Source organism: Mucilaginibacter sp. P1_D10, from assembly GCF_056406215.1.
In genome coordinates this window covers 16634-32361 of record NZ_JBFUAP010000025.1, presented here as the reverse complement: position 1 = coordinate 32361, position 15728 = coordinate 16634, and the positions used below count along the sequence as shown (strand labels likewise).

At 48.7% G+C, this 15728-nt stretch carries 10 protein-coding genes; 4 read left to right on the top strand and 6 right to left on the bottom strand.

The window, feature by feature from the left end:
• Positions 1-118: 118 nt before the first annotated feature.
• Positions 119-1516 carry a Gfo/Idh/MocA family oxidoreductase gene (locus tag AC1DYT_RS25605; protein ID WP_477472330.1) on the bottom strand — a complete coding sequence of 466 codons (1398 nt, stop codon included), beginning with the start codon at positions 1514-1516 and terminating at the stop codon, positions 119-121.
• 223 nt (positions 1517-1739) lie between these two features.
• On the opposite strand from AC1DYT_RS25605, the gene AC1DYT_RS25600 reads away from it, so the two are divergent.
• Positions 1740-3647, top strand: coding sequence for a beta-N-acetylhexosaminidase (locus tag AC1DYT_RS25600; protein ID WP_477472329.1), 1908 nt, complete (start codon positions 1740-1742; stop codon positions 3645-3647).
• A 189-nt stretch (positions 3648-3836) separates the two neighbouring features.
• Here AC1DYT_RS25600 and AC1DYT_RS25595 read toward each other — a convergent pair whose 3' ends face one another.
• Both AC1DYT_RS25595 and AC1DYT_RS25590 read right to left on the bottom strand, forming a co-directional pair.
• A complete protein-coding gene (locus tag AC1DYT_RS25595; RefSeq protein ID WP_477472328.1) occupies positions 3837-4268 on the bottom strand; it encodes a hypothetical protein in 432 nt (143 codons plus the stop codon).
• Positions 4269-4368: 100 nt separating this feature from the next.
• Entirely contained in the window at positions 4369-5907 is a 1539-nt protein-coding gene (locus AC1DYT_RS25590) for a Do family serine endopeptidase (protein ID WP_477472327.1), read from the bottom strand.
• Between the two features lie 195 nt (positions 5908-6102).
• Between AC1DYT_RS25590 and dapF the strand changes: the two genes are divergently transcribed.
• Entirely contained in the window at positions 6103-6888 is a 786-nt protein-coding gene (gene dapF / locus AC1DYT_RS25585) for a diaminopimelate epimerase (RefSeq protein WP_477472326.1), read from the top strand.
• Positions 6889-7122: 234 nt separating this feature from the next.
• Complete coding sequence (locus AC1DYT_RS25580; protein WP_477472325.1) at positions 7123-10020, top strand: DEAD/DEAH box helicase; 2898 nt, start codon at positions 7123-7125, stop codon at positions 10018-10020.
• Between the two features lie 177 nt (positions 10021-10197).
• Here the strand turns inward: AC1DYT_RS25580 and AC1DYT_RS25575 are convergent, their stop codons facing one another.
• Positions 10198-11727, bottom strand: coding sequence for a serine hydrolase (locus AC1DYT_RS25575; RefSeq protein ID WP_477472324.1), 1530 nt, complete (start codon positions 11725-11727; stop codon positions 10198-10200).
• A 108-nt stretch (positions 11728-11835) separates the two neighbouring features.
• Here AC1DYT_RS25575 and AC1DYT_RS25570 point away from each other — a divergent pair, with 108 nt between their 5' ends.
• Entirely contained in the window at positions 11836-14055 is a 2220-nt protein-coding gene (locus AC1DYT_RS25570) for a S9 family peptidase (protein ID WP_477472323.1), read from the top strand.
• 89 nt (positions 14056-14144) lie between these two features.
• Here AC1DYT_RS25570 and AC1DYT_RS25565 read toward each other — a convergent pair whose 3' ends face one another.
• Positions 14145-14576, bottom strand: coding sequence for a single-stranded DNA-binding protein (locus AC1DYT_RS25565; protein WP_477472322.1), 432 nt, complete (start codon positions 14574-14576; stop codon positions 14145-14147).
• Between the two features lie 23 nt (positions 14577-14599).
• A complete protein-coding gene (mutY, locus tag AC1DYT_RS25560) occupies positions 14600-15670 on the bottom strand; it encodes an A/G-specific adenine glycosylase (protein WP_477472321.1) in 1071 nt (356 codons plus the stop codon).
• Positions 15671-15728: the final 58 nt, after the last annotated feature.

Sequence of the window (15728 nt, the reverse complement as noted above, 5' to 3'; positions counted from 1 at the left end):
AATTTTACCACAAAGTCCACAAAGCGAGAAACGCAAAGAACACAAAGTCAAATTTAATTTTGAGTAAAATGCCTAAAATGTTTTTATGATACAGCCTCGTTGATACGGAAAGTGGCTGTTAAACTATCTTCATGTTTTCTGCATCCCAACGGATAACCCTATTCTCGAAGTAACTATCGTTGCAAGCCAAACACGGCGCAGCCGCCCTGAAACCAAACACGGCATCTTCTACAACTTTAGTACCATTACGTACAGAATCGAAAAAATTGGCAAAGTGATCGTTGGAGGCATTATAGCCATCGGGCGCACGATAGACAACGTCTGGGAATTTCTGCCGTGTTTTTTGTGCCTCGGTGTAGCGTTTATTGTAATCGTCCATTAAGGCTTTTTGTTGCGCCTCGGTATAGGTGAATAACGAATCCCATCCGCCTATGCCAGGTGCCTGGGTCATTTTGTTTTTACGGATGGTGAAACCTTCGCCCTCGCCGCCAAGGTCAATCACTCCTTCGGACCCCGTTATTTTTGTGGTGCTCGATCCGCCGTCGCCGCTTGCAAAATTAACGCGTAAAGTAACCTGGAAAGCTGGGTGCTCCTTGGTTTCGCCGTAGTGGATAACGGCGCTCATTACATCGGGGACGTTGCGTCCATCTTTCCAGTAGGAGAGATCGCCGATGGAATAAATTTTTTCTGGCCCCTTAGAGCCGGTGATGAAATGGATACCACTAAGCAGGTGCACAAAAAGGTCGCCAGCCACGCCTGTGCCGTATTCGCGGTAATTCCTCCAGCGGAAAAAGCGCTTGGGGTCGTAATCGTATTTAACTTTAGCATTGGATTGGAAGCGCGCCCAATTTACATTTTGCACCGATTGATCCAGCGGGATGGTGTACTGCCATGCGCCCAGGGCATCCTGCCGGTTGAAGGATGCCTCAATGGAATTTATCTTGCCGATGGCTCCGGCCTCATACATTTCTTTTGCTTTTTTATACGCAATGCTGCTTACCCGCTGGCTGCCCACCTGGAAAACCATCTTCGTATCGTGCTGTGTTTTTATCTCGGCAAGGCCCTGACTTATCTGATGCACCATGGGTTTCTCACTGTAAACCGCCTTGCCCGCAATCATCGAATCGATGGCGATCTGGCTGTGCCAGTTATCGCTGGTGGCAATGATAACCGCGTCTATGTCTTTACGATCGATGATCAGGTCGCGGTAATCTTCTGTGGTAAATAATCCGGCACCATAAACCTCTTTGGCGCGCGCCAGCCTGCCCTTGTACAGATCGCRGGCCGCAACCAGTTCCACGCCGGGCACGCTTAGCGCGGCATTGGTATCGTTAAACCCCATAATGCCCATACCTATGGTTGCAATACGGATTTTATCGTTGGGGCCAACGCGTTTTTGGGCGCGCAAGGTGCGAATTTCCTGCTCCTCGCGCGCAGCAAAACTGGTAAGCGAAGCGGAAGTAAGCAACACGGAGGTGCCCAGGTGTTTAAGGAATTTTCTGCGGTCTGTCGACATGGCGTAATTAATTAAGCGTAATAAATTGGTTGTTCGGATTGCAGGCGCAATCGTTAGATTTATGGGAGGCAAGTTAATAAAAAAGCCTAATCATGAATTTAATTTTGCAATAATATGTAGTACTTAAACACTAACAACTACGGGAATAAAAAACTTATTAATATTATTTAAAAAGTGATAAATTGCATGCTGTTACCCCTTTTGTAAACCATTAGTATCTCACATGAAAAAAATCTCGTTATTGGTATTCGCCTGCCTTATTGGCTCCTTAAGTTTTGCGCAGCAAACTTCGCCGGATATCGCCATTATCCCCGAACCGGTTAAAATTACGAAGCACGCAGGGCAATTTGCGTTACCCAAAATTGTTGTAGTGCAAGCCACGGCCTCGCCGGAAATTAATCCCATATTGGATTTGTTGAAGAACAAGCTATCCACCGCTGCGGGTAAAACCGTGGTTGTAAAAGCCTTGGGCACCAATGCAGCCATTAAGCTGGTGATCAATAAAAAAGCTGATACCGTTTTGGGCAAAGAGGGTTATGCCCTTTCGGTAAAAGCTAATGGCATAACCATACGCGCCAACAAGCCGGCGGGTTTGTATTATGGCGTGCAAACGTTGATGCAATTGCTGCCTAAGGAAATCGAGGGCCTGGAGGTTGCCAAAAACGTTGCCTGGACAGTACCCGTGGTAGATATATACGATTACCCGCGTTTTGAGTGGAGGGGCCTGATGTTCGATGTATCACCTCATTTTTTTACCAAACAGGAAGTGAAGCATTTTATCGATGATATGGTGAAGTACAAATTCAACCTGCTACACATGCACCTTACGGATGATGAAGGCTGGCGCATCGAGATAAAAAGCCTGCCCCGCTTAACCACCGTGGGCGCATTTAACGTTAAACGCGAGGGTGCTTTCGGCGATTTTATCCCTCCAAAACCCGATGAGCCCCGCACTTATGGCGGCTTTTACACGCAAGATGATATACGCGAACTGGTAAAATACGCCAAAGACAGGTTTGTAGATATTATGCCCGAGGTGGATGTGCCCGGCCATAGCCTTGCTGCTGTAGTTGCCTATCCGCAGCTGTCGGCTACGCCGGGAGCAGATAAATATATGGTACGATCTGGCGAGAAGATAATGGATTGGTCTAAACCGGGCCACCCCGCGTTGGTAGATAATACCCTGAACCCCGCCAGCGAGTACACTTACGACTTTTTGGATAAAGTAGTGGGCGAGATTGCACAGCTGTTCCCCTTTGCCTATATGCACCTGGGCGGCGATGAATGCGCCAAGAATTTTTGGGAACAAAGCCCCGATGTAAAAGCACTGATGGCGAAAGAAGGCCTCAAAACGATGGAAGAGGTGCAGAGCTATTTTGAAAAGCGCCTTGAAAAAATAGTAGAAAGCAAAGGCAAGCGCTTTATGGGCTGGGACGAGATACTGGAGGGCGGCATTGGCCCCAATGCAGCTCTGATGAGCTGGCGCGGGATACAAGGCGGTATAGATGCTGCGAAACTTGGCCACGAAGTGGTGATGAGCCCTACCACCTATGTGTACCTGGATTATATGCAAAGCGACCGTATTACCGAGCCGCCGGTGTACGCCACCCTGCGCCTGAACAAAACTTACGAGTTTGAACCGGTACCGGATAGTGTTGATGCCAAACTGATAAAAGGCGGGCAAGCCAACCTGTGGACGGAGCAGGTGTACAACTTTCGCCAGGTGGAATATATGATATGGCCGAGGGCTTTGGCAGTGTCAGAATCGGTATGGTCGCCAAAGGGCAAGAAAAACTTCCTTACTTTCTTCCCGAAGGTAGAGCGGCAGTTCGAGCGTTTCAACCTGAGCGAAACGAAGTATTCACCAAGCGTTTACGACCCAACCTTTAAGGCCATACGCAATGCAGATAAAAGCCTGAGCGTATCCCTCACGCCGGAAGTACCGGGGCTGGATATTTATTACAGTTTCGATAATTCATCGCCCGATAGGTTTTACCCCAAATACACCAGTACGCTGCCCGTGCCTATTGATGCCACGCAGCTAAAGGTGGTTACCTACAAGGGTAAAACCCAGGTTGGCCGCATATTGATTATGCCCGTTGCAGAATTGCAGAAAAGAGCTGGGAATTAAGTTTTCAGTAGGCGGTGGTGATTTAACCACAAAGAACACTAAGGAAATAGCACAAAGGGCACAAAGTATTTTTACTTTGTGCCCTTTGTATTATAAACGCGTCAATATCGCAAATCATCACGCCTTTGCCTGGAATGACCGGGCCTTGTGTCCTTTGCGAAAATCTTTGCGCCCTTTGTGGTAAAAAAATCACTCGTTTATTTTCATTCTCGAAAAAGGGAAGCCATTGCAGCCGGTTTTGGGATGCTTGCGGTCGGCTTTGGCCATGGCTTCGGCAGCAATATCGGTTGGTGCATCATAGGCGGTAAGGCAATAACCCCATTTCCATGGCGACATGTTTTTGAATTCCATAAAATCTATACGGGTGTACAGGCCGCCATCGCCGGGGTTGCCATCGCCGTTGCGGGCAACCAGGTATTGCTCTTTCAGGTTCCATTTAATGATGCGGAACTTGCTTTTGGGCAATTGGAACCACAGCGTGTCGTTTATCTCGTACTTAATGCCGTAATCATCTTTGAATTTCCCTTGCATAAACTCGGGGATGGTATCGTTACGGTGATTGGTTTTACCGGTAACGCCCGCTACCGATAATAGACATACGAACAACAATAATTTCTTCATGCGGTAAATATAGGCCGATTTGTTTTGAAGTTTCGGCCTTTGGTATAAAACAAAAAACCCGGCTTTTGACCGGGTTTTCCTATTAAATCACTTATTCTAATTATTGTATTTCGAAAACGTTGCTGAAGCTACCGCCGTTAGGGTAGTAGCCGGTGATGATCAGCCTTCCATTTTTAAGGTTGGTGATTACGTCGTCCATATCGCCCACGCTGTTGATAGGCTGTTTGTTGATAGAAGTAATAACCGAGCCCACAGGGATTTCGGTATCGTCGAAGATGCCACCTGCGCGTACCTGCGTTACCATTACGCCCTGGTTTACGTGGAATTTATTCTTCTGAGCCTGGGTTAATGGCTGGAAGCTTGCGCCCAACTTGTTGAACAGTTCTGAAGCTGTTTTAGAATTGCTGGCCATTTTGTTTGTCACCGCTTCTGCCTTAAGGGTTACGTCGAAGCTTTTCTCGGTACCGTTGCGCAATACGGTGATGTTGATTTTATCGCCGGGCTGCAAACGTGCAACGCGCTCCTGTAGGTCAGATGATTCGTAAACAACGTTGCCTTCAACTTTGATAATGATGTCGCCTGGTTTTATACCGGCGGCTTCTGCACCACCGCCTTCAACTAATGAGTTTACGTAGAGGCCGTTGGTTTTGTCGGTTTTTAAGCCTTGTGCGGCTTCTGGGTCGCTCAAATCTGCAAAACTGATGCCGATGTAACCACGTTTAACCGAGCCATATTTTTTAATGTCGTTCAAAACTTTCTTAGCCAAATTCACAGGGATAGCAAAGCCATAACCTTCGTAAGAACCGGTGTGCGATGCAATAGCTGCATTGATGCCGATAAGCTCGCCGGCAGTATTTACCAATGCACCACCGCTGTTACCGGGGTTAATGGCCGCATCAGTCTGGATGAACGATTCGATGCCTTTACGCAAAGTGGGCGACTGCTGGTTAACCGGACCGAACGGGTTCGAATCCTGGTCGTCATCATCATCTTTACCGATGATGTTGATGCTGCGGCCCTTTGCGCTTACAATACCTGCAGTAACGGTAGACGTTAATTTAAAAGGATTGCCTACAGCCAGTACCCATTCGCCTACACGCACGGCATCCGAGTTGCCCAGTTTTACAATGGGCAGGTTGGTGGCGTTTATTTTGATGAGGGCAAGGTCGGTGTTAGGGTCTGTACCAATTACCTTAGCATCAAACTGGCGGTGGTCGTTGGTAGTGATGGTGATTTTATCGGCTTTAGCTACCACGTGGTTATTGGTAACGATATAGCCATCGGGCGAAATGATAACGCCCGAGCCTGATGCCATCTGGGGTCCCTGCGGGCGCATGCGTTGGCCAAACATCTGGCCGAACATCTGCTCGAATTGGTCCTGGCTACCGCCGCTTTTTGCCGAGTAGGTGGTGCGTATGTAAACTACGGCAGGCGTAACGTCTGCAGCAGCCTGCGTAAAGTCAACCGAGCCGGCCGATGATACCGCGGGGGCATTGGGCTTATTGCTGGCGAAATAAACTTTTTGTTTGTCCTCAAAACTAACGCCCTGGTCGTATTTGTTCTCTGCGTATTTGTAAACGCCTAAAGCTAAGGCACCGCCGGCAAAGGCGGTTACTAATGTTAAAAGATATTTTTTCATATTTTTATCCTATTTCTCTTTTATGTTTATCGGTATAAAAACCGCAAATCAAATTTAATACCATATAGACGATATAAACAATGGTAAGTTATGTGCAATTTTGTTAAAAATTGTTAAATAAAAAATAACAATACCCGATAGTTGTTGGTTTAGGTTAGCATTACCCGGCTGATAGCACTTTAATTCGATTACGACGTGAATATACAGTTTTATAAATACCAGGGAGCGGGTAACGATTTTGTATTGATAGACAACCGGGAAGGGGTTGTAAATCAGTTAAGTAAAGCGGTGGTCGCGAAGCTATGCGACCGTCGTTTCGGTATCGGTGGCGACGGCCTTATGTTGCTGGAGAACCTGCCCGGCCACGACTTTAAGATGGTATATTATAATGCCGACGGCAACGAGGGCAGCATGTGCGGCAACGGCGGCCGCTGCATAGTGGCTTTTGCAAAGCATCTGGGCATTATACACGATGTGACAAATTTTCTGGCAACGGACGGCCCGCACTATGCCAAAATTTCAGAAGAAGGAAATTGGGTGAGCCTGCAGATGATAGATGTGTCCAGTATCAGCAAAGATGGCGAAGCGTACGTACTTAATACGGGTTCGCCGCATTACGTAAAACAGGCTGCCGACCTGGCCATAAAAGATGTTTATAACGAAGGCTACGCCATCCGAAATAACGCTACATACAAAGCCGATGGCATCAACGTAAACTTTGTAGAAAAAGATGGCGAAGGGTATTTCGTGCGCACCTTTGAGCGTGGCGTGGAGAATGAAACCTACGCCTGTGGTACCGGCGTTACGGCGGTTGCGCTGGCCATGGCTAAGCATAACGGGCAATTCGGCACTATCAGCACGCCCATAAAAGTACTGGGCGGCAAACTCAATATCCGCTTTGATAACAACGGCGAAAAATTCAGTAATATATTTTTAGAAGGACCGGCGGAGCTGGTGTTTGAGGGCGAGATAGAGGTATAGCTGTCGACCCAACTAACCACATCGTCATTGCGAGGAACGAAGCAATCTCCCGATTAGCAGAGCGACCTGCAAAGTGGCCCGTCCAACGTAGAGATTGCTTCGTGCCTGGCAATGACGCGATTTTAATGTCGTGTTAATAAAATCTCCTTAGAAAATTTTTCCTTTTCGGTTTTTTAGTTTACGTTTGAATTTTTTGTTGATGTAGCTTTCATTAATTTTTTACCTATCAAATTAATGTTACGCGTAGACAGCAGCAAACCGTGCCAAATTATTTATGCCATTGCCCGGCACGATTACCTGTCGTACGTGATAGAGCCGCACATTGTGCAGCTTAACCCCAACGGTGAATTTTCCCTTACCCATCAGCGCCTGTTCAGCAATACTGCTGTTGAATTCAGCCATTGCATTGATGATACCGACCGCAAGCTCATCAAGATACTGGAGGATATGGAACAGGGGAACGTTATCAAGAGGTTCTATAAAAAACCCATCCGCCCTTTCGAATATTTCGCCAAAATATTCAACGACCAGCTTTTCGAGGTTATCCGCCCCAAAATAGAAAAGAAGATAGTAGAGGCCCTGGGCCTGATAGGCGGTACCAATAAGCAGCTATACCTAATGAGCAAGGAGGGCTATCCCGCCGGGCGCAAGGTGCATATTGCGGCGGAGGCGGCTTCGGTGCTGTTCCATTTCAGGCGGAACGAGGAGGAGATCCGCTACTTCCCAACCATTAAATACCAGGGGATGCGCATCGAATTTATGTTTAGGGATGCCGAGGTTATTTGCAACCACCCCGCCTGGATGCTGCTGGATGATACCTTGTATTACTTCGATAAGGAGATAGAGGGCAAGAAATTGCAGCCTTTTTTAAACAAACGGTTCATATCCATACCCAAATCTTCCGAGCAATCGTACTTCGAAAAATTTGTTGCCCCGCTGATAGAAAAGCATAACGTATATGCCGAGGGCTTTACCATCAATACCGAGAAGTATGATGCGGCGGCCTTCCTGAAGCCCATATACGTAGAGGGCGGCACCTCGCAACTGCAGCTCTACTTTAAATACGCCGGCTATATTTTCCCGTATGGCGATGGGCGGCATATTTCGGTACGGATGGAGCGCAACGGCGACGATTACCTCTTCCACCGCATCAAGCGTTCTGTTACCTGGGAAAAAGGCAAATTGGCGCAACTGGAGGCCATGGGTTTAACCATCACCTCGTCGCTGTTCCAGAATCTGGAGGTGGCGCATGCCGACGACGATACCGACAGGGCTTTCCCGGTTTTTGAGTGGCTGAACCAACATCACGATGAACTGATTGAAAAAGGCTTTGAGCTGGAGCAGCCCGAAGGCCAGAAACGCTACGTTTTCGGCACCACCAAGATCGACCTTGAAGTAAAAGAGAATAACGATTGGTTCGATATCAACGCGGTGGTAATCTTCGGCCCTTACCGAATACCGTTTATCCAGCTGAAGAACCACATCCTCAACCATAAAAAAGAATTCATACTGCCCTCTGGTGAGATTGCCGTAATACCCGAGCAATGGTTTTCGCAATACGGCAACCTGCTGCATTTTTCTGAAGGCGGCGACCAACTGAAACTGCGCCGCCACCACCTGGGCCTGGTAAGCGATTTGGAAGGCGAAATGGCCGAAACCGCTATGGGCCGTAAATTGCAAAAGCTAAGCAATTACGAGGAGACCGCCGATGTGCCCATGCCGCTAAACTTTGCAGGCAGCCTGCGCCCTTACCAAAAGGCTGGCTACAACTGGTTCCACTTTTTAAAGGAGTATCACTTTGGCGGTTGCCTGGCCGATGATATGGGTTTGGGCAAAACCATCCAAACGCTGGCATTGCTGCAAAAGCATAAAGAGGATATTGAGGCCGGAGGCAGCAAAGCCACCTCGCTGGTTATTATGCCAACCTCGTTGATATACAACTGGCTTAACGAGGCGAAGAAATTTGCCCCACAGTTGCGGCTGATGGTGCACACCGGTGCGTTCCGCTATAAATCGGCCGAGGTGTTTGCCAATTACGATGTGGTGATTACCACCTATGGCATCAGCCGGATAGACATAGAGATGTTTAAGGCCTATTATTTCGATTACGTGATATTAGACGAAAGCCAGAACATCAAGAACCCGTCATCCAAATCGTTCCAGGCGGTGCGGCAATTGAAATCGCGCTTCAAATTGATTTTGAGCGGTACGCCGGTTGAAAATTCCGTTAACGATTTGTGGACGCAGATGAGCTTCATCAACCCCGGGTTACTGGGCGCGCAGATCTATTTCCAGAATGAATTCGTAACGCCGATAGAGAAAAAGAAGGACGAGGAAAAGGCGCGCAAGCTGCAGGCCATCATCAAACCATTCGTATTGCGCCGTACCAAGGAGCAGGTAGCTACCGAGTTGCCGCCGAAAACCGAGAACCTTTTCTACTGCCAGATGAGCGAGGAGCAGGCCGAAGTTTACGACAAGGTAAAATCTGAATACCGCAACGAATTGCTGCGCAGCATTGAAGACGGCACCTACGCCAAAACGCAGATGCAGGTTTTACAAGGCTTGATAAAACTGCGCCAGATAGCCAACCACCCGCTGATGATAGATAAGGATTACGAGGGAGATTCGGGCAAGTTCGAGAACGTGGTGCATACGCTGGCCAACGTGTTGGATGGCGGGCATAAGGTGCTTATCTTTTCACAATTCGTAAAACAGCTCAACATCTACCGCGAGCACATGGAGCAGCAAAACATTCCGTATGTGTACCTGGATGGCAGCACCCAGAACCGTGGCGATGTGGTGAAGCAGTTTCAGGAGGATGTAAAAACCAGGGTGTTCCTGATATCGATAAAAGCCGGCGGCGTAGGCCTTAATCTTACCGAAGCCGATTACGTCTTCATCCTCGACCCATGGTGGAACCCTGCCGTTGAGCAGCAGGCCATAGACCGTACGCATCGCATTGGCCAAACCAAAAACGTATTCATTTACAAATTCATTACCAAAGACACTGTGGAAGAGAAGATATTGGCACTGCAGCAACGCAAGCTAAGTGTGGCCCGATCGCTCATCACCACCGAGGAAAGTTTCATCAAATCGCTCACGGCGGAGGATATCCGGGAGATATTGGGGTAAACTCTTGTCTCCGTCGATGCCGAAATTTTTTCAGCACCCCATCATAAAAGTGGCCACCATGCTAACCCGCTTTGCATGCCGTTGACCTGCCGTGTGGGGTGCTAAAAAAAATCAGCATGACGTGGTGAAAGTATGCTTTATAAATCCGAATTCGAACATCCGAATTCCGAAATCTTTCTAATCCACCTTCTTAAAATCGTAAGGGTTGTACTCAATAAAATCGGCCACTTTTACGCGTACGCCGGTTACCTTGTTATTGATCGTAAAAAAGGGGAACACGGCTTTGCCGAGGGTTGGGTCGCTAAAGGTTACGTAGAAACGGTTGCCGCCCAGGGCCTGTAGCTTGGCATACATTTTTTGGTGATGCTCAAAGCGCATTTCCAATATACCGTTCTCTCCGGCGGTAATTTCCATATTGCCGTAAAACTCGTTGGTGTACTTGCCAATGTACTCGCTTAGGGATAGTTTGGGTTTCGGCATCAGGGCCACGCTGTCGCGCAGCTTGCGGTCGGCCTGTAGCTGGCGGGTGGCGTTGGCTTTAAACTGGGCCAGGTACACCTCGCTGTAATTGCGGAAACGCTGCTTAAAATAAGCATCCATCACCTCCCACTTCAGAGCTTCGTAAAACTCGTTCTGGTCGGTATTGGTAAGTACGATGATGCCCAGCTTATCCTGCGGCACCAGCGTTACCGAAGTAAGGTAGCCGTTAACGCCGCCCGTATGCATATAAATGCGGTGGCCGCTATAATCCTCAATCTGCCAGCCCAGTCCGTATAGCTCAAAATTGGTTTCGCCGTTAAGGTGCTTTACGCTGCCTACTATATCCTGCGGCTGGCGGGTAGCCTGTATGGCGGCGGCGGGTATCACCTGCCGCGCGCCCACCTTACCATCGTTCAGCAGGGCCAGTACCCACTTGCTCATATCGTTTACAGATGAACTGATGGAACCCGCAGGAGCCAACCCGTCGATAGCGGCGTAGGGGATAGCCGTAAGGCGGTTATCTACAAACGTATGCGGCACGGTGCGGTTGATGGCTTTGGGCATATCGGCGCTGAGGGCCAAAGTATTGCCCATGCCCAGCGGCGCAAAAATATTATCCTTCACGTATGCTTCCCATGGCCGACCTATCACCCTCGGGATAATTTCGCCGGCGGTTAAAAATGCCGCATTGGTGTAGCCCCAGGTGGTGCGGAAAGGGTAGGTGGCTTTCATTACCCCCAGCTTGTCTATCACGTCGTGCCGGGCCAGGTTGGTGTTGTAAAAAGTAAAATCGCCCTGGAAGGTGCGGAAACCCAGGCGGTGGCAAAGCAGGTCTTTTATAATGGCCAGTTCGCCGGCGGCTTTATTATCCAGCTTAAACTCGGGGATGTATTTGGTCACCCTATCATCCAGCGATAGTTTTTTATCGGCCTGCAGCATGGCGAGTGCGGTAGCGGTAAAGGCTTTGGTGTTACTGCCTATCATAAACAGGGTATTCTCGTCTACCTTGTTCATCAGGCCCAGCTCTTTTACGCCGAAGCCTTTCATCAGCACTATCTTGCCGTCCTTAACAATGCACACTGCTGCACCGGGTATGCGCCAATTGGTAATAGCGCGGTTAATGTAACTCACGAGGCTGTCTTTGATGAATTTGCTGCGGTCGATGTTTTGGGCATGGGCCGTGGATAATGCAAAAAGCGCAAAAACAAGCAGGTATATTTTTTTCATCGGGCGGATATTTAATTCAAGGCTTTAAAATGCTAATTTAACGCAAAATTTACCGGGGCAATGGTTTATTAACAAATAATGCCCGCAAACGTTTAACCTCATTTCGATATGAAAATTTACCGCCGGGGCCTGGCCCTCGTCATGTTTTTACTGATGATGCTGGCCCAGAGGGCTGCATTTGCGCAAATACCGTCAACCCATTGGGCAAACGATGGCTACCAATATTACAAAGTACAAAGCGGCGAAATCGTTGTGCTTGATGCCCGCGATGCTGCCAAAAAAACCGTGCTGCTGAGCAAGGAGATGCTTACGCCGGCCGGAGGAAAGCCCATAGCGCCCCGCAATTTCTACCTATCGGCCGATGGGCAAAAGGTGCTGATATACACTAACGCAAAAAAGGTGTGGCGCTATCCTACCCGTGGCGATTATTGGGTGTACGACCTAACCGCCAAAAAGCTGACCCAGCTCGGCGGCAAATTGCCGGTGTCGTCGCTCATGTTCGGCAAGCTTTCACCCGATGGCAGCAAGGTTGGCTACGTAAGCGGGCATAATATTTATGTGGAGACTTTGGCCGGTAACAACATCAAGCAACTCACTACCGATGGTACCGATAAACTCATCAACGGCACGTTCGATTGGGTGTACGAGGAGGAGTTTTTCTGCCGCGATGGTTTCCGCTGGAGCCCCGATAGCAAGCAGATCGCCTACTGGCAGATTGATGCCAGCAAAACCAAAAATTATCTGATGCTGAACACTACCGATTCGATATACCCCTTCGTAAAACCGGTAGAGTACCCCATTGCCGGCGAACCGCCATCGCCGTTTAAAATAGGCGTTATCAGCGCAGCCGGTGGCACCACCAAATGGATGGATATCCCAACCGACGCGGTGCTGCAATCGTACGTTCCGCGTATGGAATGGGCCGCCAACAGCAGCGAGTTGATTGTCGAACACATGAATCGAGCCCAAAACCATACCGAAGTAATGATGCTGAACGTTGCCACCGGCAAGGGTAGCACCATTTACCAGGAAACCGATACCGCATGGATAGATATTTTGCCCGAGTGGGAAGAGCATTACTATTACGGCGGCTGGGACTGGTTCAACAAAGGCAAAGAGTTTTTATGGGCCAGCGAGAAAGATGGCTGGCGCCACCTGTACCGCATAAGCCGCGATGGCAAAAAGGAGAAACTCATTACCAAAGGCAATTACGATGTAATGCAGATAAATGCCATCGACGAGCTATCGGGCTATGTGTATTTTTCGGCTTCGCCGGATAACGCTACGCAGAAATACCTGTACCGCACCAAGCTCGATGGCAGCGGTAAAGCAGAACGCCTTAGCCCGCTTACCGAAGCCGGCTGGCACGAATACGACGTATCGCCAAACGGGAAGGCGGCAACCCATGCCTTCTCCAACTATTATACCGAAGGCGTAAACGAGGTGGTAGCCCTTCCTACGCACAAAACCTTCAGCGGCGATGAAAAAGTACTGAAAGCGCTTACCGCATCTGCCGATGCGAAAACGAAATCGAACGTGGAGTTCTTCCAGGTGAAAACCGAAGATGGCGTTACGATGGACGGTTGGATGCAAAAACCCGATAACTTCGACCCGAGCAAGAAATATCCTGTAGTGCTATACGTTTACGGCGAGCCATGGGGCCAGAACGTGAAAGATGAATTCGGCGTTACCTACAACTTTATGTACACCGGCGATATGGCCAAAGATGGCTACATCTACATGTCGATAGATAACCGTGGCACACCCGTGCCTAAGGGCCGCGACTGGCGCAAATCCATTTACAAAGGCATCGGCACCGTAAACATCCGCGATTTGGCCATGGGCACCAAGCAATTGCTTAAAGACCGCAGCTACCTGGATAGCAGCCGCGTAGCGGTATGGGGCTGGAGCGGCGGCGGATCATCAACCCTTAACCTCATGTTCCAATACGGCGATATATTCAAAACCGGCATCGCGGTGGCAGCCGTTGGCAACCAGCTTACCTACGATAATATTTATCAGGAGCGCTACACCGGCGTACCTGTAGATGCCGCAGGCCGCGAAGCTTTCACCAAAGGCTCGCCCATTACCTATGCTAAAAACCTAAAGGGCAACCTGCTTTATGTACACGGCACGGGCGACGATAACGTGCATTACACCAATGCCGAGCAGCTGATAAACGAACTGGTGAAATACAACAAACAGTTCCAACTAATGCTGTACCCTAACCGTACCCATGGTATATCAGAGGGGGCAGGCACCACCACACACCTGCGCACCATGTATACCAACTATTTACGCCAGTACTGCCCGCCGGGAGCGAGATAGCCCCCCGGCCCCCTGAAGGGGGAGTTTAAACAATCAAAAAAGCCCTGCTGATTATCTCGGCAGGGCTTCGTTGTTTAAATTTATTGGGGTTAAAAGGAGAGTCCGTCTGCATCGCTTATGTCGACGCTTTCGTTGGTATCACCATTATGCTTTATGCCGTTGCGGGGCCCATGGTCATTATTCTCAAAATCGGTTTTGCGGCCGAGCATGGTAAAGTTTTCGGCAACCACTTCGGTGGTGTATTTTTTGATGCCTTCCTTATCTTCGAAAGAACGGGTGCGCAATTTGCCTTCTATGTAAACCAGCTTGCCTTTTTGTAAGAACTTGGCGGCTACATCTGCCAGCCCCCGCCACATTACTATATTATGCCACTCTGTTTGCTCTACTTTGCGGCCATCCTTGTTAAACGTTTCAGAAGTAGCTAAGGGAAAGCTCGCTACGGCCACGCCACCCTCCAAATGCCTTACCTCCGGGTCCTTACCTAAATGACCTACAAGTATTACTTTATTAATTCCAGACATGCCATAAAATAACGGAAAATTATTTACAAATTAAAAAAATCTTTTATAAATATAAAAATAGTCTTCGGCATAGCTAAATTTTCCATATTAAGAACAGTTGTATAAAACCAGGTTTCTTTCAACTTAAGGGGTACACCATCTAAAACGATAAAACGGATAAACAATTGCTGGTGCGTAAGCACATGCTTTATAACAGCAGTACTTTGTCGGACAGCAACATCCGCGCCAAAAAAATCGACTGCTTCGGGCATCTGCAGCAGCTGTTCGGGCTCCATTAATTCCTCGGTTTCTATAAGCGGCAGGTCATACATATTGGCCCATATATCGCCTTCCCCGCGTTTGTTCATCAGCAGGTTTTGGCCATCGGTAATTAACAGATAGTTAAAAAACCGTTTACGCACTTTAACCGTCTTCAATTTTACCGGCAAATAAGTGGTAGCATTGTTTTTAAAGGCTACGCATCCCAACCGCACCGGGCAAATGCCGCAGGCCGGATTGCGTGGCTTGCACAGCATGGCCCCAAACTCCATCATGGCCTGGTTGTGTAGGGCAGGGCGCTGCCTGTCCAGGGCTTCATCGGCCAAGGCCTGGAAAAGCTTCTTCCCTTTAGGCGAATTAATAGGCTCATCAACACCAAAAAAACGCGCCAGCACGCGATAAACATTGCCATCTACCACTGCCCATGCCTCGTTTGCCGAAAAAGAGGATATAGCCGCAGCGGTATATTCGCCTATGCCCTTCAGTTTAATCAGCTCGTTATAGGCGATAGGGAACACGCCATTATAATGCTGCTGCACCAGTTGCGCCGTCTTGAGCATATTGCGCCCCCGCGAGTAATAACCCAGGCCCTGCCAAAGCTTCAAAATGTCGTCTTCGGGTGCGGCCGCGAAGTGCATGACGGTTGGATATTTCTCTGCAAAGCGGTAGTAATAAGGCATTCCCTGCTCTACGCGGGTTTGCTGCAGTATAATTTCAGATAGCCATATGAGGTAGGCATCGGTGGTGTTGCGCCATGGCAAATCGCGCTTGTTTTGCTGGTACCAGCTAATCAATTGGGTAGATAAATCCATCTTTTGCAAAGATACTTTATCCATCTCAGTATCATAATTTAAGCCCGAAAACGCCCATTTTGGGCACTTGTAAAAAAAATGC